Source organism: Novosphingobium sp. BL-52-GroH (assembly GCF_044813085.1).
Lineage (GTDB): Bacteria > Pseudomonadota > Alphaproteobacteria > Sphingomonadales > Sphingomonadaceae > Novosphingobium.
This window is the reverse complement of the sequence record NZ_CP171152.1, coordinates 2429424-2454670: the sequence shown is the minus strand read 5'-3', so window position 1 is coordinate 2454670 and position 25247 is coordinate 2429424. Positions and strand designations below refer to the sequence as shown.

The window sequence follows — 25247 nt, the reverse complement described above, 5'->3', positions numbered from 1 at the left end:
GTCAGCGGGTCTCCAGGAGGGCAAGGACGTCGGCCTTGAGCGCCACCTGGAATTCGGGCAGCAGGTCGAGCGCGTCGGGGGGCATGAACTGGACGAATATCTGCGAACGCAGGGCATGGACCATGTCGACCATGCCGACGGTGCCCGCCGCACCCGACCAGCCGTAGATCCCGGCCTCCGCGCCCATGCCCACCCGGCCGCCGGCGCCGAAGCCGGACGGGCCGCCGGCACCCACCGGCATCGCGACGCCGGGCGGGAGCAGGTCGGACGTGCCGGTACGCACCGCGGCTTCGCCGATCACACGGACGCCGTCGATCGTGCCGAACTGGGCGAGCAGGCGCAGGAAGCGGTCATAGTCGCGCGGGGAACTGACGAGGCCCGCCCCGCCGAACGGGAAGGCCGGCCGGTCGAGGTAGATCGAGGTCGCGCCCTCGTCGATCGGGGCGAGGACCTGGCCCAGCGCGACGTAGTTGCTGGTCAGCCGGTGCGCCTCGGCGGCAGGCACCTGGAACCAGGTGCTGGTCATGCCTGCGGGCGCAAAGATGGTTTCGTGCAGATACTGGTCGAACGGCCTGCCGGTCACGACCTCGATCACCCGGCCCATGAGGTCCAGGCCCATCGAGTAGCTCCAGCGGGTGCCGGGATCGGCGACCAGCGGCACCCGCGCGAGGCGGTCGGCGAAATGGTCGAGGCCCCTGACCGGTGTACCCCAGTCGAGCCCGGGCGCGACGAGGCGGCTGATCTGGCCGGGAACGAGGCCCCTGTCCTGCATCAGCGCCTTGATCGGCCCGGTCTGGACGATGGTATAGCCCAGTCCCGACGTATGCGTCATCAACTGCCGCATGGTGATCGGCCGGGGCGCGGGGTGAAGCGCGGTGACCGAGCCGTCGTAGCTGTCCTGCACCGCCATGTGCTGGAAGCCCGGCAGTATCTCGTGGACCGGCTGGTCGAGGCCGAGGCGTCCCTCGCCGATCAGGTTCATTGCCGCCATCGCCGTCACCGGCTTGGTCATCGAATAGATGCGGAACAGGCTGTCGGGCGTGACCGGATCGGCATCGGTGAATCCCTCGCTGCCGCGCGCCACGAATTCCGGCTCGCGCCCGGGCAGGCCGAGGGAAGCGACCATGCCGGGAAACTTGCCCGGGCCGACCCAGCGCTCGACCACCGCGCGCACGTTCGGCAGCAGTTCGGGCTGCGCCGCCGCCCGGGCCAGGCGCGGCATGAGCGCGGCCCCGAGGCCCGCTGCCGCCGCCATGCGCAGGAGCGCGCGGCGGTCCATCGCCGCCTCCAGGCCGGCCTTGTCGCGGATCATGCGTCCTCCCTCTCGGTCGCGAGGGCAAGACTGGCGGCCTTGGCGAAGAGCGTGGGCAGGCCCGCATCTTCGAGGCGGTCGAGCGGCCACCATTCGCCGGCGCTGCCCTCCAGCGCCTCGAACCGCTCGCCGACATAGACGGCGAGGCTCAGTTCCAGCGCGAAGTGGGTGAAGACGTGGGCGACCCGGCCCGCGTTTTCCCACGGCCCGTGGAGAGGGCCTTCGCCGGAGCCGTCGGCGCGCGCGGCCCAGCCGTCGTCGGGGAGCGCGCGCATACCGCCCAGCATGCCCTTATCGGCGCGGCGCACCAGCCAGACTTGCGCTTCGCCGCCATGATCGCGCTCGATCCAGAAGGCCCGGCCCCGGCGCACCGCCTTGGCCTTCTTGGGAGCCTTGACCGGCAGGCGCTCCGGCTCGCCGCTGGCCCGGCCGGCGCAGTCACGCGACAGCGGGCATAGCAGGCAGCGCGGCGCCCGGGGCGTGCAGACGGTGGCGCCAAGGTCCATCATGGCCTGCGCGAAGTCACCGGCGCGCAAGTCGGGCGTGATCGCGTCGGCAGCGATGCGGATCGCGGGCCGAGCGCCGGGAAGCGGCTCCTCGATCTCGAACAGGCGAGCGACGACCCGCTCGACATTGGCATCGACCACCACCGCGCGGCGCCCGAAGGCGATCGCGGCGACGGCGGCGGCGGTATAGGCCCCCAGGCCCGGCAAGACGCGCAAGGCCTCCTCGGTATCGGGGAACTGGCCGCCCGCTGCCGTCACTTCACGGGCGCAGGCGAGCAGGTTGCGGGCCCGCGCGTAGTAGCCAAGGCCCGCCCAGGCGGCCATCACGTCCCCCTCCGGCGCGGTGGCGAGCGCCTCGACGGTGGGCCAGCGGGTGGTGAAGGTTGCGAAGTAGGCCTTCACCGCGCCTACCGTGGTCTGCTGCAGCATGACCTCGGACAGCCAGACACGGTAGGGATCGGGCGCGGGCGAGCCGGGACGTGCGCGCCAGGGCAGGTCGCGGGCATGGGCGTCGTACCAGGCAAGCAGGTCCTGCGCGACGCGAGCTGGGGGGGGCGCGTTTCCTGCGGTATCCGAACTGGCGTCCATGCGCCCGCTATGGCATTGGAACGTCGGCAATGGAACGAGATAGCGACAAGCAGCCGGACAAAACGGCCCTGAAAAAGGCCGGTGCCGCGGCCAAGACGGCCAAGGCCGGCGCCGGGCCCAAGCGCTACGAGCGTCCGCGCGGCAGCGGCGTGCGCCAGATTTCCGAGCTGATGCCCGAAGTGGGACGCACCGCTTTTCGCCGTTTCGGCTTCATCCAGTCGAGCGTGGTGTCGCGCTGGCCCGAGATCGTCGGCGCCCGCCATGCCCGCGTCTGCTCGCCGGAATCGATCCGCTTCCCACCCGGCGAAAAGAGCGAGGGCATTCTCCAACTCGTCGTCGTGGCGGCCCATGCGCCGATGATCCAGCACGTCATCCCCGAGATCGTCGACCGGGTGAACCGCTTCTTCGGCTACAACGCCGTCGCGCGCGTGAAAATCCGGCAAGGCGAGGTTAAGGCACCGCCTGCCACGCAACCCCGCGCTGCGCCGCCTTCGCTCAAGCCGGTGCCGTTCGAACTCGGGGAATCGCTGCGCGACATCGGCGACCCGGAACTTCGCGCGGTGCTTGAATCGCTGGCGCGCAGCATCGACGCCAAGGACGGCCAGGACTAACACCGATCGCAGGAAGACAAGTGATGCGTGCCCCCAGGATGAATGCCGTTCTGCGCCTGACCCTGCTTGCCACCGGGATCGCCGCCGCGCTCGCGGCCGGCGCGACCCCGAGCCTCGCGGCGACGGCCCCGAAGAAGGCCGCCGCTCCCTCCGGCGGCGCGAGCGCCAACTGGGCCGGCCAGATCGCCGTCACCGCCGACGGCAGCCATCGCTTCGGCAACCCCGACGCGCCGGTCAAGCTCAACGAATACGTCAGCTACACGTGTCCGCACTGCGCCCATTTCCACAAGGAATCGGACCCCGTCCTGCGCCTGACGGTGGTACCCAAGGGCCAGGTCTCGGTGACGGTAACCAATTTCCTGCGCAATCCGATCGACCTGACGATCGCCATGCTCACCAACTGCGGCGATCCCAAGCGCTTCTTCGTGCGCCACAACGCCTTCTTCGCCACGCAGGACGTGTGGATGGCGAAGATCGAGAAGATCACCCGCGACCAGCAGGCACGCTGGTATCAGGGCGAACTGACCGACCGGATGCGCGCCATTTCCGGCGACCTGGGCTTCTACGACAAGATGGAAAGCTGGGGCATCGGCCGCGCGCAAGTCGACGTGTGCCTCGCTAACAAGCCGATGCTCGACAAGCTGCGCGCGCAACAGGCGGAAGTCGAAAAGCTGGGCTTCCAGGGAACTCCCAGCTTCACCCTCAACGGCGATGTGCTGGACGCCAACGACTGGGCCTCCGTCTCCAAGGCCATCACCGCCAAGCTCGCCGAACAACGCGCGGGCAATATCTGAAGGTTGCGGGGGGTGGGCGCATGCCTGTCACCCTGCACCCTGTCGCCTGAACTCGTTTCAGGGTCCATCGGGCCGTTGCGACCGGGCGATCGGCCATCATCGGCACGGTCGGCTTGCCGCGTCAAAGCACCGGACTTGTGGTGAAATGGACCCTGAAACAAGTTCAGGTGACGGTGGGACACCTGACAACGACGAAGGTTTGGTCCCCCGGGGCTTCCCCGCCCCCGCCAACTGTGGAAGACCCGGCGCAAAGCCGGTCCACCGCACTTTTTCCCGGCCCGCCCATGGGCTAGCCCTCTCCCACATGCCTACAAGGATTCGCCCTCGATGATCCGCAACCGTTTCCGCCTGATCGCTCTCGGCCTCGTAGCCGCCCCGCTCGCGCTGGGCCTCGCCGCCTGCGGCAAGAAGGACGAGACCGCCTCCCCCACTTCGGGCGAGCCCATCGCCAAGATCGCCGCGCCCGCCGGCAAGAGCTGGGCCGATACCGTCGAGAAGACGGCCGACGGCGGTTATCGCATCGGCAACCCGGAAGCGCCGATCAAGCTGATCGAATACGGCGCCCTCAGCTGCTCGCACTGCGCCGAGTTCGCCAAGGAGAGCTTCACCAAGCTGCGCGACGACTACGTCGCCAGCGGCCGGGTGAGCTACGAGCTGCGCTACTTCATGCTCAACGTCTTCGACGTGCCCGCCTCGCTGCTGGCCACCTGCGGCTCGACCGAGGCGGTGATCCCGCTCAGCGAGCAGTTCTGGGCCTGGCAGCCCACCATGTTCCAGAACATGCAGAACGCCGACAAGGCCAAGCTCACCGCCCTCGAATCGCTGCCCAAGGAAAAGCAGATCGGCGCCGTCGCCGAAGTCTCCGGCATGACCGAGTTCTTCGCCTCGCGCGGGATCGCACGCGACCAGGCCAATGCCTGCCTCGCCGATACCGCCAAGGCCAAGACGTTGGCCGACCAGACCCAGAAGGGCACAGACGAGTTCAATATCTCGGGCACGCCGACGTTCATCATCAACGGCAACAACGTCGGCTCGATGGCGTGGAAGGAACTCGAGGCCAAGCTCCAGCAGGCCGGCGCCCGCTGATGCAGCAGGGCTGATTCGCAGATGCGCATCCACCGGCTCAAGCTCAGCGGATTCAAGAGCTTCGTCGAGCCGGCCGAACTTCGGATCGAGCCGGGGCTGACGGGCGTCGTCGGCCCCAACGGCTGTGGCAAGTCCAACCTCCTCGAGGCGATCCGCTGGGTCATGGGCGAAAGCTCGCCCAAGTCGATGCGCGGCGGCGGCATGGAAGACGTGATCTTCGCCGGCACCGACAAGCGCCCGCCGCGCGCTTTCGCCGAAGTCGTCCTCAAGGCCGAGACCGCCGCCCGCGCCGACGGTTCGCGCGACGATCTCGAAGTTGTGCGCCGGATCGAGCGCGGCGCCGGCAGCGCCTACCGAGTCAACGGCCGCGACGTGCGGGCCAAGGACGTGGCGCTGATCTTCGCCGATGCCGCCACCGGCGCGCACAGCCCCGCCCTCGTCAGCCAGGGCCGCATCGCCGCCGTCATCGCCGCCAAACCGGCCGAGCGCCGCGCGATGCTCGAGGAAGCGGCCGGGATCGCCGGGCTCCACGTCCGCCGCAAGGACGCCGAACAGCGCCTGCGTGCCACCGAGACGAACCTCGCGCGCCTCGACGACATCATGGCGAGCCTCGACAAGCAGGTCGGCACCCTGCGCCGCCAGGCCAAGGCCGCCGAACGCTACAAGGCGCTGACCGACCAGATCCGCCTCGCCGAAGCGCGCCTCGTCTTCGCCCGCTGGCGCGATGCCGCCGCCGCCGCCGAAGCCGCGCGCAAGGAAGCCCTCGCCGCCGAGCAGCGGGTCGGGGTGGCGCAGGCGCTCGCCGCCGAAGCGCAGAGCCAGCAGGCCAGCGCCGCCCAGGCCCTGGCCGAAGCCCGCGACGAACTCGCCGACCGCCGGGACGATGCCAACGCGCAAGGGCACCGCATGGCGACGCTGACCAGCCAGCTGGAAGCCGCCGAACAGCGCGTGGCCGACCTCGACCGCCAGCGCATCCGCCTGGAGGAGGACCGTCACGACGCCGACCGCCTCACCCGCGACGCCGCCGAAGCCCTCGCCCGGCTGGAGCGCGAACTCGCAGAGGGGGAGAAGCAGCTCGCTGCCGACGAGGCACAGCGCCCGCGCCATGCCAATGCCCTCGACGGCGCCGAGCAGACGTCGCGCGCGGCCGAACTCGAACTGGCGCAGGCGACCGCGCGGCAGGCGGGCGTCGAGGCGGAATGGCGGATCGCCGAGGCCGAAGTGACCCAGGCGCGCACCCGGCAGGTCCGCGTCGAACAGGACGTCGCCCGGATCGAGGCCCAGATCGCCGCGCTCGCCGATGCCGCCGACCTCGACACCGCGATCGCCGCCGCCCGCGAGAAGGCGCAAGGTGCCGCCGCTGCGCTGGGCAAGGCACGCGAAGGCCTCGACGACATGCAGGCCCGCAAGGTCGCCTTGCAGGCCGAACGCGACACCGCCGCCTCGGCGCTCGCCGGCGCCCGCGCCGACCTTACCGGCATCGAGCGCGAGCATGCCGCCCTCGTCCGCGACCGCGAGGCGCGGGCCAAGGGCGCCAAGGCAGCGCACGGCCTCCCCGTCGCCATCGACGCGCTGCGTGCCGCGCCCGGCTACGAACGCGCGCTCGCCGCCGTGCTGGGCCGCGACGCCAAGGCACCGCTCGGCGCGGTGGCAGGCGCAGACGGGCGGTTCTGGACCGGCGCCGACGCCCCCCCGCCGGTCGCCGAGAGCCTTGCCGCTCACGTCCTCCAGTGCCCGCCCGAACTCGCGGCACGGCTCGCGCTGGTCCACGTCGTCGAGGCCGACGATGCGCGCGCGCTGAACCCCGGCGAATGGCTGGTGACGCGCGGCGGCGTGCTGCGGCGCTGGGACGGCTTCGTCGCGCGCGGTGAAGGCGCGGCGGAAGCAGCGCGGCTGGAGGCCGAAAACCGCTTCGCCGAGCTGGATGCCAAGCTGCCTCCCTTGCGCGCTGCGGTGACCTCGGCGGAGGCACGGCAGAGCACTGTCCAGCAGGACCTCGCGGCGCTGTCCTCGCAACTCATCGCGGCCGAGCGCGCCATCGCCGCTGCCGCCGATGCCGAGCGCGGCGCCCTGCGCGCCGTCGACCAGGCCGAGGACGCGCAAAACCGCCAGCGCGCCCGCCGAGCCGAACTCGACGCCGCCGTCGCCGACCTTGCCGGCCAGCGTACCGCCGCCGCCTCGGAGGTCTCCGGCGCGCAAGACAAGCTTTCCGCCCTGCCCGACCCCGCGACCGGCCGCGCCGAACTCGAAGCCGCGCGCACCCGCAATGCCGGGGCCCGCAGCGCGCTGCAGGGCGCGATGGCGGCGCTTGCGAGCCACGACCAGGCCCTCGCCGTGGCGCGCGAGCGCACGACCGCCCAACGCAGCGATATTCGCGGCTGGCAGGCCCGCTCGGGCGATGCCGCCAACCGCCTCGCGCAGATGGCCGGCCGGCTCGAGGAGATCGAGACCGAACGCGCGATCGTCGCCGCCAAACCCGCCTCGCTGATGGCCCAGATCGAGCAGGGCGAGGCCGTGCGCACCCGCCTCGCTGCCGAACTCGCCGAAGCCGAAGCCACTGTCGCCGCCTGCACCGACGCCGCCAGGAAGGCCGACGCCGCGCTCGCCGCCGCGCAGGAGACTCTCGCCGCCGCGCGCGAGGGCCGCGCCGGCGCCGTCGCCCGCGCCGAAAACGAGGACGCCCGCCGCGTCGAGACCACCCGCGTCTCGGGCGAGCGCTTCCAATGCCCGCCCCCGGTCCTGCCCGAACGCTTCGCCTTCGCCTCGGCCGAAGTGGGCACGGCCGAAAGCGAGACGGCGACGATGGACCGCCTCGTCGCCGAGCGCGAGCGGATCGGGCCGGTCAACCTCGTCGCCGCCGACGAACTCGCCGAAGCCGAGGCGAGCCTTGGCACCAGCGCCACCGAGAAGGCGGAGCTGACCGAGGCGGTCAACCGCCTGCGCGGCTCGATCGGCAATCTCAACCGCGAGGGCCGCGAGCGCCTGCGTGCCGCCTTCGAAGCTGTGGACGGCCATTTCCGCCGCCTGTTCCAGCAGTTGTTCCAGGGCGGCCAGGCCCACCTCGCGCTCGTCGATTCGGACGACCCGCTGGAAGCCGGCCTCGAAATCTACGCCCAGCCGCCGGGCAAGCGGCTGCAGTCGCTCACCCTTCTCTCGGGCGGCGAGCAGGCGCTGACCGCGGTGGCGCTGATCTTCGGCCTGTTCCTCACCAACCCGGCACCGATCTGCGTCCTCGACGAGGTCGATGCCCCGCTCGACGACGCCAACATCGAACGCTTCTGCGACCTCCTCGAAGCGATGACGCGCGAGACCGACACCCGCTACCTCGTCGTCACCCACAACGCCGTGACGATGAGCCGCATGCACCGCCTGTTCGGCGTGACGATGGTGGAAAAGGGCATCTCCCGCCTCGTCAGCGTGGACCTCGGCGGCGCGGAGGAGCTGCTGGCGGCGGTCTAGGCTGGCACGAGCGGTGGCGCGGCCCCGCGCTGAACGGGGGGCTCGCCGCGGGCTGGAACCTTTCGCCCACGTCGAATGCCCCCGGAGCCGGCGGTTCTATTTCTTCGCCTGGGACGGGATCGAATTCGAACTGGTCGGCTACGTCTGATCGCCGGGCGCGCCGGGAGAACTACACGACCCCGGCGTTGCCCACTACCCAACAGGCCAGCGCCAGCACCAGCCCGGCATCACGGTTGGAGCGGAAGCGGGCAAGGGCGTTGTCGCCGTCGTCGGGGTCGAGCGTCATCACCTGGAAGCTGAGGTGCAGAGCCATCGGCAGCAGCGCGACCAGCGCGACCCAGTCGGGCCGCATCGCCCAGAACGCCAGCCCCCAGCACGCCAGCGCCACTGCGTAGAACAGCCCGACGCCGGCACGCACGTGTGCGCCCATCCGCAGGGCCGACGAGCGGATGCCGACCAGCGCGTCGTCCTCACGGTCCTGCAAGGCGTAGATCGTGTCATAGCCGATGCACCAGGCGATCGAGCCGGCATAGAGCGCAGCGAGCGCCTCGAGGTGGTCGCCGCGAATCTCGACCCAGCCGACCAGCGCCCCCCAGGTGAAGACCATGCCCAGCCACGCCTGGGGCCACCAGGTGATTCGCTTCATGAAGGGATAGCCTGCCACCAGCGCGATGCTGCCCAGCGCCACCAACTGGGCTTCCCAGCGCAATTGCAGCAGGACCACCAGGCCTACCCCGCAGAGCACGAGCAGCCAGACCCAGGCGGCGGTCTTGCTCACCCGTCCGCTCGCCACCGGGCGCAGCGCGGTGCGCGCGACGCGGCGGTCGAGGTCGGCATCGACGATGTCGTTGTAGACGCAGCCCGCCCCGCGCATCGCGATCGAGCCGGCCAGCATCCACGCGACCAGGCCCCAGCGCGCCTCGCCGCCGGCCAGCATCACTCCCCATGCGCAGGGCCAGAACAGCAGCCACCAGCCGATCGGCCGGTCCATCCGCGCCAGCATGGCGAAATCGCGCAGGCGCGGCGGCAGCAGGGATACGAGGCCGCGATGCTGGCTGTCGGGAACGAGCGAAGGTTGGGTCACGCGGGAATGGATAGTCCCTCGCGCGGCCCATGTCATGCGCGAACGTGCCTGGTGAACACTTCGCCGTGGTAACGCGCGAGTTGCATCGCCGTTGGGAAGCGACGACAAGGGCAGCCCACCGTCAAGGATCACCTGCCTCCCATGCCCGCAACCCCCGCCTGGCCGCCCCGTTCGGCGCCGCGCCTGTTCGTTCCCGGTCCGCTCGCGCAGGGCGGGGAGATCGCGCTCGAAGGGTCGCAGGCGCATTATCTCGGCAAGGTCATGCGGGTGACGGTGGGCGACGCGGTGATCGCCTGCGACGATGAGACCGGCGAATGGGCGTGCGAGGTCGTCTCCGTCGGCAAGCGCGACGTCGTTCTGCTCGCCCGCGAGCGGCTGCGCGAGCGCGAAGCCGTGCCCGATTTCGTGCTCTGCGCCGCGCTGCTCAAGAAGCCCAACTTCGACCTCGTGCTCGAAAAGGCGACCGAGTTGGGCGTCGACGCGATCCGGCCCGTCGTCACCCGGCGCTGCGTGGCCGACAAGCTCAACCCCGAGCGCGCCGCCACGATCGTCGCCGAGGCCGCCGAACAGTGCGCCCGCACTGCCCTGCCGCGAATCGAACCCGTCGCCAAGCTGGAAGCCCTGTTGCGCGACTGGCCGGCGGACCGCGCCCTGTTCTTCGCCGACGAGCAGGGCGGTGCGCCCGCCGCCGCCGCCTTCGCCGCGCACGATGGACCGGCCGCGCTGCTGGTCGGCCCCGAAGGCGGCTTCGACGAGGAGGAGCGCGCGCTGGTCCGCGCCCACCCCAGCGCCCGCGCGATCACGTTGGGGCCGCGCATCCTGAGGGCCGAAACCGCCTGCATTTCCGCCGTTGCACTGTGGATGGCGACCTGCGGGGACTGGTCATCTTCGCAATCTTAGACCGAGCGGTACAAAAAGTTCTAGCGTCCGTCCTCACTGCGCACTAATTCCGCGCCCATGAGCACCCGTGAGGTATCGGATCGCGAAGATCCGATGGTCGAAAGCCTGGATCAACTGGCCGCGCCGATGGCAGCGGGCGAAAAGCCGCGCGAGGCGTGGCGGATCGGGACCGAGCACGAAAAGTTCGTCTACGACACCGCCGACCACCATGCGCCGTCCTACGACGAGCCCGGCGGCATCCGCGACCTGCTGGGCGAACTCACCCAGTTCGGATGGGAGCCGATCGTCGAAGGCGGAAACGTCATCGCGCTCAAGGGCGCGGACGGCAACGTCAGCCTCGAACCTGCCGGCCAGCTCGAACTCTCGGGCGCGCCGCTCGAAAACCTGCACCAGACCTGCGCCGAGACCGAGCGCCACCTTACCCAGGTCAAGGCCATCGGCGAGCGCATCGGCAAGGCCTACCTCGGCCTCGGCATGTGGCCGGACAAGACCCGCGCCGAACTGCCGATCATGCCCAAGGGCCGCTACGAGATCATGCTGCGGCACATGCCGCGTGTGGGCTCGCTAGGCCTCGACATGATGCTGCGCACCTGCACCATCCAGGTCAATCTCGACTATTCGAGCGAGGCCGACATGGTGAAGAAGTTCCGCACCTCGCTGGCGCTGCAACCGCTGGCGACGGCGCTCTTCGCCAATTCTCCGTTCACCGAGGGCAAGCCCAATGGCTACCTCTCGTACCGTAGCCATATCTGGTCGGACACCGATCCGCAGCGCACCGGCATGCTGCCCTTCGTGTTCGAGGACGGCTTCGGCTACGAGCGCTACGTCGACTACATGCTCGACGTGCCGATGTATTTCGTGTTCCGCGACGGCAAGTACATCGACGCCTCCGGCCTCTCGTTCCGCGACTTCCTCAAGGGCGAACTGTCGGTACTGCCGGGTGAACTGCCGCGCCTGAGCGACTGGACCGACCACCTCTCCACCGCCTTCCCCGAAGTGCGCCTCAAGTCGTTCCTCGAGATGCGCGGCGCCGATGGCGGGCCCTCGGGCCGCATCTGCGCGCTGCCGGCGCTGTGGGTGGGCCTGCTCTACGACCAGGGCGCGCTCGACGCGGCGTGGGATCTGGTCAAGGACTGGGACATGGAAGGGCGCGAATTGCTGCGCTCCTCGGCGCCCAGGCTGGGTCTCGATTCGCCGATCCCCACGTCTGGCGGAAAGACGGGCGGCACCTTGCGTGACATCGCGGCGCAGGTCGTCGAGATTTCGCGCTCGGGATTGGCTTCACGCGCGCGGCTCAATGCCGGCGGCGACAACGAGACCGGCTATCTGGAACCGCTCGCCGAGATCGTCGCTTCGGGCAAAGTGCCGGCGCAGAAGCTGCTCGACCTGTACAATGGCGAGTGGGGCGGGGATCTGTCGAAGATCTACGCGTTGAAGACCTTCTGAAAGCCCCGTCATCCCGGACTTGATCCGCGATCGTAGGTACTCTTGAGGCCATAGCTCGCGGTGGTCCACTGCGGCGTGGCGCCTAGCCTGCAGGTGGGCGCGGCCTTGCCAACCATCCCGGATCAAGTCCGGGATGAAGGGGGCTCTTCACTTCTCGCCGTTCGGCAGCAGCGCCAGCATCCGGCCGAACGTGCGCGTAATCAGCGCGTTCTCGCCCATCCAGGCGTGATACGCGCGATACTTGGCGTCCTCCGCCAGCAGATGCGCTTCCTCGGTGCGGGCGCGCCAGTAATAGATGCCGCTCACCACGCCCAGCAGGACGGTGTTGCGCAGCGCGTCGGTCCACGAGCCGTTGGTGACGAGGAACGGCAGCGTCGAGGTCCACCAGAACAGGTTCTTCGACAGGTAGGCCGGGTGCCGGGTGAAACGATAAGGCCCATTCGTCAGCACGCCGCGATAGGTGAGATTGGAGAACCGCAGGCCGAAAGCGAAGGTCGCCCAGGCATAGATCGCGGTGAGCACGACCATCATCGCCGCCCAGGCCCAGAGCAGCCAGTTGTGCCCGGCGAGCCAGTAGGCCCAGCCTCCGGTGTTGACCTCGTAGCCCAGCACGTCGGCACGGCCCATGGTGCCCCAGACGAAGGGCGGGTAGCACATCAGCGCCGCGACCCAGCCGGCGAGCAGCGGGTTGCCGCTGCGGATGTGCGCGTCGAGCGGTCGGAAGGTGAACAGGTAGCCGACAGTGCCGATCTGCACGTCGATCAGGAACAGCCCCTCGATCAGCATGGAGCCGAGGTCGACCGGGTTGCGGGCGATGGCGCCGAAATCGGCCTGGACCACGTTGGCGAAGCCACCCGGCAGGATCGAGATCATGAAGGCCCCGAAGAAGCCCTTGATCGCCCAGGCGCGCCAGTGCTTCTTCACTTCGTCCACCCGCCAGGCCTCGCGCCCGCACAGCAGTGCGCCGAAGTGCCAGGACGCGTCGCGCGGGTCGATCATCACGCGGTCGAGCCACAGGACGTAGGGGATCGAGAGTGCGAAAAGCGGCACCACCGCGGCGCCGAGCACCTGCATGGCGAAGAGGTACTGCCCGTCCCAGTACCAGCGGCACACGCAGTAGAAGAAGCCGATCGCCGCCCAGGTCACCCACAGGCCGACGATCTTGGTGATCGAGATGTCGAGCGTTTCGGCAAGCGGGCGGCGCCGCGACCAGTCGATGCCGGTGGAGGGGCGGCGGTGGACCTTGTCCACCAGCACCGCCCACGCGGTCATCGCCGCGCCGGTGAACAACAGCGTGGCGACCGAGGCGTAAGGTCCGCTCAGCGGCGCGCGGGGGCCGGGAAGCGCGAGGGCCTCGGCGATGGCGGCCCAGTTGCGGCAGACCAGCAGCCACGCCAGCAGCGCTACGAGGCCGGCGAGGCCGACGCCGGCGGAAACGTCACTGGTGGGCCTGGCGGTCGCGGCGGTGTTCATGGCCCATCGCCTAGCCGCAATTGGTTAAAGGGCCGCAAACTCTGAAGCCCTCCGCCATCCCCCCAGCCCCGGCTCGACCCGGGTGGCCTTTCAACGATACGCCGTGATGCGCCCCGAATCGTCGAGGATGTACAGCGTCTGGTTGGCCACGACCGGCGCCAGCGACACCGGGCCGCCCAGCTCGGCGAAGGGCGTCAGAGTGCCGCTCGCCGGGTCCACGCTGGCGAGCACGCCGCGCGAGTTGGCGACCCACAGCTTGTTGCCGGCGAGCACCGGGCCGACCCAGAAGATCGGGTTCTTGCGCTTCTTGACGTTCTTGTAGCGACCCAGCTCGGTCAGCCAGCGGACCTTGCCGGTGGTGCGGGCGATGGCCAGTATCTCGGCGTGGTCGTCGAGCGTGAAGACCCAGTCGCCCGCCACGGCCGGGGTCGAGATCCCGGCGAGGTTGAGTTCCCAGATACGCTGCCCGGTGACCAGTTCGTAGGCGGCCATGCGGCCGCCCTGGCCCAACGCATAGACCCGGCCGCGATCGATGATCGGGTCGGCGTCGACGTCGGTGAGGCTGCCCACTTCGGTCGAGATCGACGTGCGCGACAGCGCGTCGGACCACAGCTGGCGGCCGTTCTCGTAGCGGTAGGCGACGAGTTCGCCCGACGAGAAGCCGGCGATCACGGTGCCCTGCCCGGCGGCGGGCGAGGCCACGCCGAACACGCCGGACTGCGTCACCGAGGCCGATTCGTTCCAGACCGAAGTGCCGTCAGCGGCGTTGAGCGCGATGATCTGGTTGTCCTGCGTCATCACGAAGACCGAGTTGAAGCCGATCGTCGGCGAACCGCGCAGCGGGCCGGCGGGCTTCTTGGTCCAGACCTGGGCGCCGTCCGCCGCATTGAGCGCGGCGACTTCGCCAAGGCCGGTGGTGATGTAGACCCGGTCGGCGTCGAAGCTGACGCCGCCGCCGAAGACCGAGTTCTGGTTGTTGCCCTCGACCGAGAAGCTCTTGGTCCACAGCTTCGCGCCGCTCTGCGCGTCGAAGGCGTGGACGGTGCCTTCGGTGTCCATGACGAAGAGCTTGCCGCCGCCGATCACGGGCGCGGCGGCGAGGCGCCTGCGGTTGGAGGATCCGGCGATCTGCACGGTCCACGCCTTGGTCGGGTTATCGGCCAGGGCAAGGTGGCCATAGGCCTTGTTCGGGGTGCCGCCGCCCTGGGCCCAGGTCGCGTTGACTTCGGCCGGGGGCAGGATCACCGAGACCGCGCCGAGCGTCGGGTCGGTCTTGGCGCCGCTCTCGATGCGCGAGAGGATCGGCACGCGGTCACCCACGGTCGGGGTCTTGGCAGGGCCCTTGCCGCCACCGAAGACCTTGCAGCCCGAAAGGCCCATGACCAGGGCGAGGGCGATCAGCGGCACCACCTTGCGGGCGGGCAGGACTCCGTTCGACCGTGCTTTGGAACCGGCTGCGTTCATGCGAATATCCTCACCAGGCATGCTCATTCTCCGGCATCCGTTGCATCCGCCGCCTTCGCGGCCGGCTTGCCAAGGGGCTCGCCCTTCTCGTCGACGACATCGTCGACCGCATCGACGCCCAGCACCGCGGCGAGCTGGCGGGCGCGGCTGCGCAGGCCGTCCTCGATCGTCTCGTCCTTGGCGATGGCGGCGAACAACGGACCGGCCTGGTCCTGCTTGTTCTGCTTGAGGTAGGCCATGCCCACCAGTTCGCCGGCGACGCCGAACCACGCATTGCCCGGCACCGCGAGCGGCTTGAGGCGATCGACCACGTCCTGCGGTTTCATCGCGTCGAAATCAGCCGCGACGCCGCGCACGTTGGCAAGGTCGCGCAGCGGCTGCGGTGCCTTGCCGTCATCGGCGACCTGCCGGAACAGCTTGAGCGCATCGGCCTTGCGGTCCTGCCGCAGCGCGATGCCGGCCAGCAGCAGGCGCGCGGACGTGACGTTGGCGTCCGAACCGCCGGCAGCGGCGATCGGCGCGAGCTTCGCCTTGGCGGCATCGAGGTTTTCCGCCTGGAGACTGTCGAGCGCCTGGACGTAGGCCTCGGCCTGCTCCTCGCGCGCCTTGGTCTGGCGGTGGTCCCAGTAGATCCAGCCGGCGAAGGCCAGCAGCGCGATGACGATGCCCGCGAGCAGGAGCTTGCCGTAGCGGCTCATGAAGCCTTCGAGCTGGTCCTGGCGCACGGCTTCGTCGACCTCGCGCAGGAAGACCTCGCGCTGGGCGGCGTCACGGACGCTGGCGGGGGTGTTGGTGTCGGGAGGCAGGGCCAAGATCGGGCGCTTTCTGCGGAAAAATCGGGATGGTTGCGGGGCTGTTTAGCGAATGGGCAGGGCTTTTCAACGGGGATGTCGGTGCATGTCCCGGCGTGAAGCGCCGCTGAACGGGGATTCGCTCAAGGAAATCGAGTGAGCCCCATAGCCTCGCCATAGACGGCGGCATAGGCGCTAATCATCGTGTTTTCATCATATTGCGCTTGTGCACGGGCCCGATTGGCCGCGCCCACGGTGGCACGAAGGGCGGGGTTGCCCGCCAGTTCGGCCATCGCCCAGCCCAGCGCGGCCTCGTCGCCCGGCGGAGTGACGTAGCTGCGGTTTTCCACCGATACCATCTCGGCAACGTCGCCCACGGCCGGCGAGGCGACCGCCAGGCCCGCCGCCATCGCCTCCACGAGGGAGATGGGGAACTGCTCGCTGTCGGAGGACAGCGCGAACAGGTCGAACAGGCCCACCGCGCGCGAGGGATCGGGGACGAAGCCGGGCAGGTGGACGCGTGCGGCGACGCCGCTGGCACGCGCCTGCGCCTCGATGACGGCGCGCTCGGGCCCCTCCCCCAGGATGACGAGATGCCACTCGGGCGGCAGTGCGGCGAAGGCGCGTACCAGCCGGGGCAGGTTCTTGACCGCGCGCAGCCCTGCGAGCGTGCCCACCCACCTGTCGCCCGAGGCCTTGGCGAGGCGCGGAATCGAATCGGCGGGCGGCGGGTCGCGATAGGCGGCGACGGGGATGCCGTTGATGATGAGGCGGACCCGGCGGCGGGGCTGCTTCCAGGCACCGAGCGCGATCGCCTCGAGCCGGCGCGAGGGCACCACCAGCGCCGCGGCCCGGGCCAGCGCCACGCGGCGGTACAGGTTGCGCGAGCGCTTGAGGCCGCCTGCCTCGTCCTCGTTGAAGCCGTCCTCGTGGTGGACCAGCGGCGGCAGGTGCAGCAGGCCGGCGTAGAGCCGGTGGGCGAGGACTGCGTCCATCGCCCCCCAATTGTAGGTGAGGACGAGGTCGAAGCCCTTCATGGCCCGGGCGAGGCACAGCAGCCGCAGCGGCGTGGGGCGACCCTGCAGGCTCGGAAAATCCTCGGGAAAGCGCACGTCGAGCGCGGGATCGAGCGCCACTTTCGCACCATGCGCGCCGGGCTGGGCGGAGACGACGCTGTGCTCGATCCCCGATCCGAAGACGTTCATCAGCCGCGCCGCGCGCAGTTCCTTGCCGCCGGCCGAGAAGCTCGAATGGAGGTGCAGGACGCGCAAGGTCAGGAGACGCGCGCCAGCAGCCGTTCGATCGCGGCGACCGATTCCGGTTCGTCGAGCGTCGGCGCGTGGCCGACGTCGGCGAGTGTGACCGCCTCGGCCGAGGGAATGCGGCGCACCATCTCGTCCAGCGTCGTCGCGGACAGGAGATCGGAGAGCGCCCCGCGCAACACCAGCACCGGCGTCCCCGCCAGCGCCTCCCAGGCCGGCCACAGGTCCGGCTGGTCGTCGACGTCGATCGCCAGCAGCGGCTCGGCGATCTTCATGTCGTAGTCGAACACGATGCGGCCGTTGTTCGCCACGGTCATCAGGCGCTTGGCCTTGCCGATCCAGAAGTCCAGCGGCTGGCCGGGATGCGCAGCCCCTTGCGCGTCCTCCAGACCGCGCGCGGCATGGACCCAGGTGGGGTACGTGCGGCCCTGCCCGACGTAGTCCTTGATCCGGCCCAGCCCGACCGGCTCGAGCCAGGGGCCGACGTCGTTGATGACCACGCCGGCGATCCTGCCGGGGATCGCCGTGGCAAGGCCCATCGTCATCAGCCCGCCCAACGAGGTGCCGATCGCCACGAAGCGGTCGATCCCCTGCTCGTCGAGCAGCGCCAGCACGTCCTCGCAATATTGCATCGGCGTGTAAGTGGCGGAATCGCGCGCATACTCGCTGTCTCCGCGGCCGCGCAGATCCGGACAGATCACCCGGCGGCCCTCGGCGAGGCGCGGGGCCAGCACGTCGAAGTCGCGCGCGTTGCGGGTCAGGCCATGGAGACACAGCACCGGGAGGCGCTCCCCCTGTCCCTCGGGGCCCGGATAGTCGCGGAAATGCAGCTTGAGTCCGTCGCGGCTCGCCCAGAAGCGATCTTCGAAAACCTTCATGCCCGAGCGGCTACCCTCTAAACGCGTAAGAACAAAGAAATCAGCCGCGCTTGATCGGCGGACACCCGGCCCCCACTATCGCCTGATGAACAGCGAACCGCAAGCCGATGCCTACCGTCCCGACCCGCGCATCGAGGCCATTGCCGACTGGATCGGCGATCCGGTCCGCCCCGCCGACTTCCCGCGCCACATCACCCGGTGGCGCAACGACCGCTGGGCCGCACCGGTCGGCCTCGCGCCCCTCGACGATGCGCAGTGGACCGCGCATTTCGGCCGTTTCGAACCACTCCCGGGCAACCTGCCGCAGCCGCTCGCGCTGCGCTATCACGGTCACCAGTTCCGCCACTACAACCCGGACCTGGGCGACGGGCGCGGTTTTCTTTTCGCGCAACTCCGCGATTCGGGGGGGCGCCTGCTCGATCTGGGCACCAAGGGCTCGGGCCGGACGCCGTGGAGCCGCGACGGCGACGGGCGGCTGACGCTGAAAGGCGCGGTGCGCGAAATCCTCGCCACCGAGATGCTCGAGACGCTGGGCGTCAACACCAGCAAGACCTTCTCCGTGATCGAGACCGGCGAGGCCCTGCATCGCGGCGACGAGCCCTCGCCCACCCGCTCGGCGGTGATGGTGCGCCTCTCGCACGGGCACATCCGCATCGGCACGTTCCAGCGGCTCTATGCGCTGGGGGAAACCGACCACATGGCGGCACTCGTCGCCTATTGCCTGGAAAACTACCCCGGTGCCCTGCCGCCCGAAGATGCGCCGGGACGCGACGAGCCGGCGGTGATCCTGCTCCACCAGGTCGTCGAGCGCATGGCCGATCTCGCCGCCTCGTGGATGGTCGCAGGCTTCGTCCACGGCGTGCTCAATACCGACAACATCAACATCTCGGGCGAGAGCTTCGACTATGGCCCGTGGCGCTGGCTGCCGCGCTGGGACGCGAAGTTCACTGCCGCCTACTTCGACCATTCCGGGCTCTATGCCTTCGGCCGCCAGCCCGAGGCGGTGCTGTGGAACTGCAGCCAGCTTGCCGCCGCGCTGCGGGTGCTGACCGAGACCGCGCCGCTGGTCGCCGCGCTGGACCGCTTCGGACCGCTGTACCAGGCCGCGATGTGCCGCCGCTTCGCCTGGCGCCTCGGCGTCGAATCGCAAGGGAGGAAAGTGGATACGGCGCTGATCCAGGCGGCGGAGAGCGCGATGGTCGCCAGCGGCAGGGCGCCCGAGCAGTTCTTCTTCGACCACCGCGCCGGACGCGCGGCCGGTGACGACGACTTCGGCACGATCCTCAAGGGCTATCGCCCTGCCGACGATGTCGAGGATGCCCTGTGGCGCGAAGATGCACCGCCGGGCGTGCTGATCGACGAGGTCGAGCGCATCTGGGCAGCCATCGACGAGCGCGACGACTGGAGCGAACTCGAGGCCAAGGTGGAGGCGGTTCGCCGGCTGGGCGAGCAGTTGGGCGCGATATCCTGAAAGCCCGGCCCACTCCCCTCTTCCGAAGAGGAGAGGGATTAAGTGAAACGTTAGCACCCCGGTAGGAATACCTGTGGCATGGAGGAAAAATCTCGACCTCTCACAGTTAACGGATCATCAGCCGCGATGGACGGTGCAGTCACCAGCCGAGCAACAGCAGCCAGCATCCGGGGACCCGACGGAAACGTGAGCAAAGTCGAAGTGATTTCCTACGAGCCCGCCACCGGCGCGGAAGTCTGGCGCGGGCCGGTGGCCGACGTCGACGATACCGTCGCGCGGGCGCGCCGCGCCTGGCCCGCCTGGGCCGCGCAGCCGCTGTCCACCCGCATGGAACTGCTGCGCCGCTTCGCCAACGAGGTGCGCAAGGACGCCGAAAAGCTCGCCACCACCATCGCCCGCGAAGTCGGCAAGCCCTTGTGGGAGGCCCGCGCCGAAGTCGACAGCGTAATCGGCAAGGTCGAAGTCTCGATTCGCGCCTATGCCGAGCGGACCAGCCAGCGAAAGCTCGATTCCGCGCTGCAGGGCACGATGGCGGTGCGCCACAAGCCGCATGGCGTGTTGGTGGTGCTGGGCCCGTTCAACTACCCGGCGCACTTGCCCAACGCGCATATCGTACCCGCCCTGATCGCCGGCAACGCAGTGATCTTCAAACCAAGCGAGCGCGCGCCCGCGACCGGCGAAATGCTCGCGCGGTGCTTCCACCGGGCCGGCATCTCGGCGGCAGTGATGCAGTTCGCACCCGGCGGCCCCGCCCAGGGAGCGGCCTTCGTCGCCCACGAGGGTGTGGACGGGGTCCTGTTCACCGGCTCGGCCAACACCGGCATCGCCATCAACCGCCGCCTCGCGACCCGGCCGGACAAGCTGGTGGCGCTGGAGATGGGCGGCAACAATCCGATGGTCGTATGGGACACCCCCAAGCTGACCGACGCCGCCGCGCTGGTGGTCCAGTCCGCCTTCGCCACCACCGGCCAGCGCTGCACCGCGGCGCGCCGGCTGATCGTGCGCGACACGATGTACGATGCGGTGATGTCCGAGGTGAAAACGCTCGCCGACCGGGTGATCTTCGGCGCGCCGTTCGACGAGCCCGCGCCGTTCATGGGCCCGGTGATCGACAACGCCGCCGCCGACGGGCTGACCGAGAGCTTCCTCTATCTGCTCAGCCACGGCGGCAGGGCGATCAAGCACCTCGTGCGCCCGGACGACAAGTTGCCCTTCCTCAGCCCCGCGATCATCGACGTGACGGCGATGAAGGAGCGCCCCGACGTCGAGTTGTTCGGCCCGATCCTGCAGGTGATCCGCGTTTCCGACTTCGACGAGGCGATCGCCGAGGCCAACGCCACCCGCTTCGGGCTCGCCGCCTCGCTGGTGGGCGGCACTCCCCAGGAGTACAATCGCTTCTGGGCCAACGTGCGCGCCGGGATCGTCAACTGGAACCGCCCGACCATCGGCCCCAGCCACGCCGCGCCGATGGGCGGCATCGGCCTGTCGGGCAACCACCGCCCGACCGGGTATTACGCGGCGGACTACTGCGCCTATCCGGTGGCCTCGGGCGAGATGGAGCAGCCGCGCGCAGTGATCGGCGTGGGCCTGCGGTAGAACCTCCGTCGTCCCGGTCCCGGATCAGGTCCGGGACCACGATGCGCTGCGGCAGACCTTATTTCCCGCTGGTCACGAGGTCCACTTCGGTCAGCCCGCTGTCGAGCTTGCGCGCGTAGACCACGTAGGCCTTGCCGCCCTTGCGGCCGCCCAGCACATGATCGCTGCCGTCCAGCTTGTGTTCCGCGCCGTAACCGGCCGCGGCAGCCTTGGTGTAGTAGAAGCTGACGACGTCGTCGACGCTCACCGGCGTCGCGAAGTTGACGACGCGCAGGGCGCAGCCGTTGCCGTCGATACCGGCCGCTTCCTGGACCGCGCCGCGCGGATAGACGGGGATTTCGGCGGGCAGCTTGGCCGCCCAGGTGTTGGAATACTGGACCTTGGCCGAGCAATCGGCACTGGCGGCCTTCGATTCGGCCGCCACCTGGGCCGCCGTCGCCGCGCTCTGCGCCAGTGCATTGGCGCCGCCCGGCGCAGGAGCAGGCGCCGCCTTGAGCGTACCGCCGACGAGTTGCGCGGCCTGCTTCTTGGCCGCCGCGATCGCCTCGGGCGTACGGTCCTGCGGGGGGATGGTGATCTGACCGCCGTTCGGGGCCACCGCCGCGCCCTGCTCGCCCGACATCTCGGGATCGACCATGATCTGGTCGCCCAGCGCCCCGCTGAGCGCGGGGTCGGTCTCGCTCGCGGTGGGCTTCTTGTCGCCCGAGTTGCAGCCGGCGAGCAGCAGGGTTGCGGTCGCCATCAGCACGGGGCCGATCACGGCGAGACGGGCGGAAGTCTTCATCGTCGCGTTCCTTCGAGCGGCCCCATCGACCATGTCGTGCGGGCCCTATCCTGAATGTCTTAGGAAAACGCGAAAAGGCGCCGAAGCGCCAGCGGCAGGAGTCCCCGCGTCCCATTTCGGGAAGGTCGGGATTCGCCCGGTAAACGGACATGCAAACGGGCATGGCAAGGGCGCCCGCGCGAACGCGGACGCCCTTCCGCCCGGGCACATAGAGGAGCCGGGCGGTTCCCCCTCGCGTCGCCGTTCGCTCGGGGAAACCTTATCTTCTGGGGAGCGGGGCGCCTTTAGCGGCAGCGCGACCCGCCGCGATCGACTTCGCGGCCGAGCAGGGCGCCGGCGGCCGCGCCGAGGACCGTGCCGGTGGCCCGATCGCCGCGGGTGTCGATGCCGCGACCCAGCAGGGCGCCCGCGGCGCCGCCGAGCAGCAGGCCGGTGGTGCCGCCCGACTTGCGGCAGTAATCGCGCCCGCGGCGATAGTCGCCCCGGCGATCGTAGCGGTCGTACCGATCGCGGCGCTCGTAGCGGTCGCGGTTGCCATAGCCACGGCGGTAGTCGTCGCGCGAGTAGCGTTCGCGGCCATAGTCGGAGGCCTGTTCGCCAGGAGCGATGAAGGTCGTGGTGTGGGTCGCGACCGCGGCCGTTGCCGGCAGCGCGGTGGCCAGGCTGGCGGTTGCGGCGATGATGGCCGAAGCCTTGAAGAATGCGTTCATCTCAACTCTCCTCGGTGGTGAGGCGAACCGGCCATCTGACTCGATCCGCTGTATGCATTCATCTTTAGGCGGTTTATTCTGAATGAATCGCAACGCGGCTGTCAGAATTCGATTTTGCGACGAAGCGAAGGCGCGCCGGCGATGGAGCGAGCGATTGCTCCCCTATCGGCAGGCTCCTAAGGGCTCCCTCCAGGCGGTCGTCACCGGCCCGCGTGCAAGAGAGAGCCGATGTCAAAGCCGATTCCCCGCCCCTCCCGGATCATCGCCGGCCTGCCACAGGCGCTGGGCGCCTATGCGGTGTGGTGCCTGTTCCCACTCTATTTCGCGCTGCTGCACGAAGTCGCGCCGTTCGAGGTGGTGGTCTGGCGGCTGCTGTTCACGCTGCCGTTCTGCCTCGCGGCGATCCTCGTCCTGCGACAGGGTCCGGCCCTGCGCGCCGCCCTGACCACACCACGCATCCTGGCCGCCCTGGCGCTGAGCGGTCTGCTGATCGGCACCAACTGGCTGGCCTACGTGATCGCGGTCATGGACGGGCACGTCCTCGCGGCGAGCCTGGGCTACTACATCAACCCGCTGGTCAACGTGCTGGCGGGCACCATCTTCCTGCACGAGAAGCTGACCCGGCGGCAGTGGATCGCGGTGGCGCTTGCCGCCATCGGCGTGGGGCTGCTGGCGCAGGGCGCGCTGGAAACGCTGGGTATCTCGATGCTGATGGCGTTCAGCTTCGCCGCCTATGGCCTCGTGCGCAAGCTGACGCCGGTGGACGCGCTGCCGGGGCTGACGGTCGAGACGATCGTGCTGCTGCTGCCGGGGCTCGGCCTGCTCGCCTGGCAGCTTGGGACGCCTCAGGGGCTGGTCATGGGCAAGTCGCTTCGGATCGACCTGCTGCTCGCCTGCGCCGGGCCGCTGACCGCGGTGCCGCTGATGCTGTTCGCCAGCGCCGCGCGCCAGCTCGATTTCGCCGTGCTGGGCTTCATCCAGTTCGTCACGCCGACGGGGCTGTTCTTCCTGAGCATCTTCGTGTTCGGCGAGCCGCTGCGGCCGATCCAGCTCGTGTGCTTCCTGTTCATCTGGACCGCGATTGCGGTGTTCTGCTGGGATATCCTCTCGCGCCGGAAGCCCGCCTGAAGCGCGCGAATCACGGCCGGGAGGACGATTCCTTGCCGCGCCGCAGCAGGGCCTGGACGAAAGCGTCGAGGTCGTCGACGTCGACGTCGAGCACTTCGTTCCAGTCGGCCAGCACCGCGGCGATGTCCTCGCGCGTGTAGGCGGGCTGCGCGACATGCGGGACGCGGGGTGGCCGGTGAGGCCAGGGGTGTCCGGTCAGGTTGTTGTAGAACCAGCCCACCACGCACAGCAACAGGACGTTGGCGGCGATCGGCGCCATCCAGGTCCAGTCCCACGGCACCTTGCCGGTAGCGCCCAGCGCGCAGAGCAGCGCACAGGCCCCGCCGGGCGGATGGAGGCAGCGCGCCAGCGACATGACCGCGATCGCCACGCCGACCGCCACGCTCCCCGCCAGCCACGGGTCGCCAAGCAGATGCCCGGCGGCAAGGCCGACGAGGCCTGAGAGCAGGTCGCCCCCGATCACCGACCACGGCTGCGCCAGCGGGCTCGCGGGGACACAGAAGACCAGCACCGCCGAGGCACCCAGCGGCGCCACCAGGAACGGCAGCGCGTCGCTGCGTCCGCCCGGCACGAGGCCGAGGGCCAGCCACGTCGCGATCCCGGCGAAGGCGATGCCCACCACCGCGCCTGCTGCGCCGCGCGCCCATCCCAGGTGCCCCATGGCGCGGACACGCCAGCTCGTCTGCATTTTTCCAGGCTCCCGTGCCGTGAACGGACGAGCCCTATGGCCGATCGGACGGCCGGTGACGAGAAAGGGGGACGACGGGGCTTAAAACTTCAGCTTCGCGCCGACCATCACCCGATTGCTCGCCGCGCCGGGCATGGCATGCTGCTCGACATGGACGTCGATGCTGGCATTCTCGCCGAGCCCCAGCTCCGCGCGCGGCAGGCCTTCGGCGACGACGTAGGTGTCCGGCAGCGGCCGCACGCGGTTCTTCTCGGGATCGGGAGCGCAGACTACGATCTCGCCGGAGCGACCGGCCGGGCAGCGCGGCTTCACGGCCCGCAGGTCGATGCCCTGCTCGCGGCGGGGGAGCTGCGCGAGATCGAAGGCGGAGGCCTCGATCACAGGCGGCGCAGGCGGAATATCGGCGAAGGGCATGGCGGCCTCGCAGCGGGAGGAACTGCGAGAAGGCCATGCAATAAAGGCGATTTCGTGACCCGCCATCCCCGCGAACGCACGAAAAAGCCCGGCCCTCCCGCATGGGAGGACCGGGCCTGCAGGCGCCTGCAGCGCTTGAGGGGGGGAGTGCGGCAGGCGACCTGAACTCAGATCAGGCGAACTTGCCGGCCTTGGCGATCTCGGCCAGCGGCTTGCGATCGCTGGCGACTTCGCGGCCCTGGAGGAAATCGGGCAGCGAAGCCTTGTCGCCCTGCTTGCCGATCACGAAGGCGGCTTCGAGGCGATGGTCGTCCGGGATGCCCAGCGCAGCTTCCGCCTCGCCGAACTTCAGGCCGGTCATGCCATGGGTGTGGTAGCCCAGCGCCTGCGCCTGGAGCGCCGCCAGAACCCAGGCCGCACCGGCATCGAAGCTGTGGCTGTGGTTGTCCGAATCGCCCTTGCTCGAACGCATGAGCTTGTCCGAAACCACGAACACGAGCGCCGAGGCTTCCTTGGCCCAGCCCTGGTTGAAGTCGATGAGCTGCGACAGGAACAGATCCCAGTTCGCATCGCCCTTCTTCGCGTAGAGGAAAGTCCAGGGCTGCGCGTTGAAGGCAGAGGGCGCCCAGCCGGCCGCCTCGAAGATCGCGTCGAGATCGTCCTGGGAGATTTCGCTGCCGTCGAAGGCGCGGGGGCTCCAGCGATCGACGATGAGCTTCTCGATCTTGGGGTTGGCAATGCGTCCGGTCATCGAAACTGTCCTTATCTGCTCAAGGTTTGGAAAATGGGTGCGCAAGCAGGC

22 protein-coding genes are annotated in these 25247 nt (G+C 69.6%); 9 read left to right on the top strand and 13 right to left on the bottom strand.

All coding sequences use genetic code 11. The annotated features are described in order from the left end of the window. Position 1: 1 nt before the first annotated feature. Together ACFFDA_RS24510 and ACFFDA_RS24505 are read right to left on the bottom strand one after the other, a co-directional pair. A complete protein-coding gene (locus tag ACFFDA_RS24510; RefSeq protein WP_404479871.1) occupies positions 2 to 1312 on the bottom strand; it encodes a serine hydrolase domain-containing protein in 1311 nt (436 codons plus the stop codon). Further along, a complete protein-coding gene (locus tag ACFFDA_RS24505; protein WP_404479870.1) occupies positions 1309 to 2406 on the bottom strand; it encodes an A/G-specific adenine glycosylase in 1098 nt (365 codons plus the stop codon). Before ACFFDA_RS24505 ends, ACFFDA_RS24510 begins: the two co-directional genes overlap by 4 nt. Positions 2407 to 2435: 29 nt before the next feature. Here ACFFDA_RS24505 and ACFFDA_RS24500 point away from each other — a divergent pair, with 29 nt between their 5' ends. From ACFFDA_RS24500 to ACFFDA_RS24485, 4 genes are all read left to right on the top strand, one after another. Continuing rightward, positions 2436 to 3017, top strand: a complete 582-nt coding sequence (locus ACFFDA_RS24500) for a DUF721 domain-containing protein (RefSeq protein WP_404479869.1) — start codon at positions 2436 to 2438, stop codon at positions 3015 to 3017. Positions 3018 to 3040: 23 nt separating this feature from the next. Next, a complete protein-coding gene (locus ACFFDA_RS24495) occupies positions 3041 to 3811 on the top strand; it encodes a thioredoxin domain-containing protein (protein ID WP_404479868.1) in 771 nt (256 codons plus the stop codon). Positions 3812 to 4138: 327 nt separating this feature from the next. Next, positions 4139 to 4897 carry a thioredoxin domain-containing protein gene (locus tag ACFFDA_RS24490; protein ID WP_404479867.1) on the top strand — a complete coding sequence of 253 codons (759 nt, stop codon included), beginning with the start codon at positions 4139 to 4141 and terminating at the stop codon, positions 4895 to 4897. Positions 4898 to 4918: 21 nt separating this feature from the next. Further along, complete coding sequence (locus ACFFDA_RS24485; RefSeq protein ID WP_404479866.1) at positions 4919 to 8356, top strand: chromosome segregation SMC family protein; 3438 nt, start codon at positions 4919 to 4921, stop codon at positions 8354 to 8356. Between the two features lie 169 nt (positions 8357 to 8525). Here the strand turns inward: ACFFDA_RS24485 and ubiA are convergent, their stop codons facing one another. Beyond that, positions 8526 to 9440 carry a 4-hydroxybenzoate octaprenyltransferase gene (gene ubiA, locus ACFFDA_RS24480; RefSeq protein WP_404479865.1) on the bottom strand — a complete coding sequence of 305 codons (915 nt, stop codon included), beginning with the start codon at positions 9438 to 9440 and terminating at the stop codon, positions 8526 to 8528. Positions 9441 to 9581: 141 nt separating this feature from the next. Between ubiA and ACFFDA_RS24475 the strand changes: the two genes are divergently transcribed. After that, complete coding sequence (locus ACFFDA_RS24475) at positions 9582 to 10340, top strand: 16S rRNA (uracil(1498)-N(3))-methyltransferase (protein ID WP_404479864.1); 759 nt, start codon at positions 9582 to 9584, stop codon at positions 10338 to 10340. Between the two features lie 57 nt (positions 10341 to 10397). Further along, positions 10398 to 11786: a glutamate--cysteine ligase gene (locus ACFFDA_RS24470; RefSeq protein WP_404479863.1), complete on the top strand. Its 1389-nt coding sequence runs from the start codon at positions 10398 to 10400 to the stop codon at positions 11784 to 11786. Positions 11787 to 11933: 147 nt separating this feature from the next. On the opposite strand, the gene ACFFDA_RS24465 is transcribed toward ACFFDA_RS24470, so the two are convergent. From ACFFDA_RS24465 to ACFFDA_RS24445, 5 genes are all read right to left on the bottom strand, one after another. Further along, a complete protein-coding gene (locus tag ACFFDA_RS24465; protein ID WP_404479862.1) occupies positions 11934 to 13259 on the bottom strand; it encodes a methyltransferase family protein in 1326 nt (441 codons plus the stop codon). Positions 13260 to 13349: 90 nt separating this feature from the next. After that, complete coding sequence (locus tag ACFFDA_RS24460; protein ID WP_404479861.1) at positions 13350 to 14723, bottom strand: PQQ-binding-like beta-propeller repeat protein; 1374 nt, start codon at positions 14721 to 14723, stop codon at positions 13350 to 13352. Between the two features lie 23 nt (positions 14724 to 14746). Continuing rightward, positions 14747 to 15535 (bottom strand): tetratricopeptide repeat protein, encoded by a 789-nt coding sequence (locus ACFFDA_RS24455; protein ID WP_404479860.1) that lies wholly within the window; start codon positions 15533 to 15535, stop codon positions 14747 to 14749. A 122-nt stretch (positions 15536 to 15657) separates the two neighbouring features. Next, positions 15658 to 16785, bottom strand: coding sequence for a glycosyltransferase (locus ACFFDA_RS24450; RefSeq protein ID WP_404479859.1), 1128 nt, complete (start codon positions 16783 to 16785; stop codon positions 15658 to 15660). A gap of 2 nt (positions 16786 to 16787) precedes the next feature. Then, on the bottom strand, positions 16788 to 17654 hold the full coding sequence (locus tag ACFFDA_RS24445) for an alpha/beta fold hydrolase (protein WP_404479858.1): 867 nt from the start codon (positions 17652 to 17654) through the stop codon (positions 16788 to 16790). 85 nt (positions 17655 to 17739) lie between these two features. Here ACFFDA_RS24445 and ACFFDA_RS24440 point away from each other — a divergent pair, with 85 nt between their 5' ends. Further along, on the top strand, positions 17740 to 19125 hold the full coding sequence (locus ACFFDA_RS24440; RefSeq protein ID WP_404479857.1) for a protein adenylyltransferase SelO: 1386 nt from the start codon (positions 17740 to 17742) through the stop codon (positions 19123 to 19125). Between the two features lie 126 nt (positions 19126 to 19251). Beyond that, positions 19252 to 20721, top strand: coding sequence for a succinylglutamate-semialdehyde dehydrogenase (locus tag ACFFDA_RS24435; protein WP_404479856.1), 1470 nt, complete (start codon positions 19252 to 19254; stop codon positions 20719 to 20721). 58 nt (positions 20722 to 20779) lie between these two features. Here ACFFDA_RS24435 and ACFFDA_RS24430 read toward each other — a convergent pair whose 3' ends face one another. Both ACFFDA_RS24430 and ACFFDA_RS24425 read right to left on the bottom strand, forming a co-directional pair. After that, a complete protein-coding gene (locus tag ACFFDA_RS24430; protein WP_404479855.1) occupies positions 20780 to 21505 on the bottom strand; it encodes a hypothetical protein in 726 nt (241 codons plus the stop codon). Positions 21506 to 21789: 284 nt separating this feature from the next. Beyond that, positions 21790 to 22215, bottom strand: a complete 426-nt coding sequence (locus ACFFDA_RS24425) for a glycine zipper 2TM domain-containing protein (RefSeq protein ID WP_404479854.1) — start codon at positions 22213 to 22215, stop codon at positions 21790 to 21792. Positions 22216 to 22443: 228 nt separating this feature from the next. Between ACFFDA_RS24425 and rarD the strand changes: the two genes are divergently transcribed. After that, positions 22444 to 23343, top strand: coding sequence for an EamA family transporter RarD (rarD, locus tag ACFFDA_RS24420; RefSeq protein ID WP_404479853.1), 900 nt, complete (start codon positions 22444 to 22446; stop codon positions 23341 to 23343). A gap of 10 nt (positions 23344 to 23353) precedes the next feature. Here rarD and ACFFDA_RS24415 read toward each other — a convergent pair whose 3' ends face one another. The 3 genes from ACFFDA_RS24415 to ACFFDA_RS24405 all read right to left on the bottom strand — a co-directional run bounded on the left by ACFFDA_RS24415 (position 23354) and on the right by ACFFDA_RS24405 (position 25196). Next, entirely contained in the window at positions 23354 to 24031 is a 678-nt protein-coding gene (locus ACFFDA_RS24415; RefSeq protein ID WP_404479852.1) for an HPP family protein, read from the bottom strand. Between the two features lie 81 nt (positions 24032 to 24112). Further along, entirely contained in the window at positions 24113 to 24445 is a 333-nt protein-coding gene (locus ACFFDA_RS24410; RefSeq protein WP_404479851.1) for a hypothetical protein, read from the bottom strand. A 172-nt stretch (positions 24446 to 24617) separates the two neighbouring features. Then, positions 24618 to 25196, bottom strand: a complete 579-nt coding sequence (locus ACFFDA_RS24405) for a nitroreductase family protein (protein WP_404479850.1) — start codon at positions 25194 to 25196, stop codon at positions 24618 to 24620. Positions 25197 to 25247: the final 51 nt, after the last annotated feature.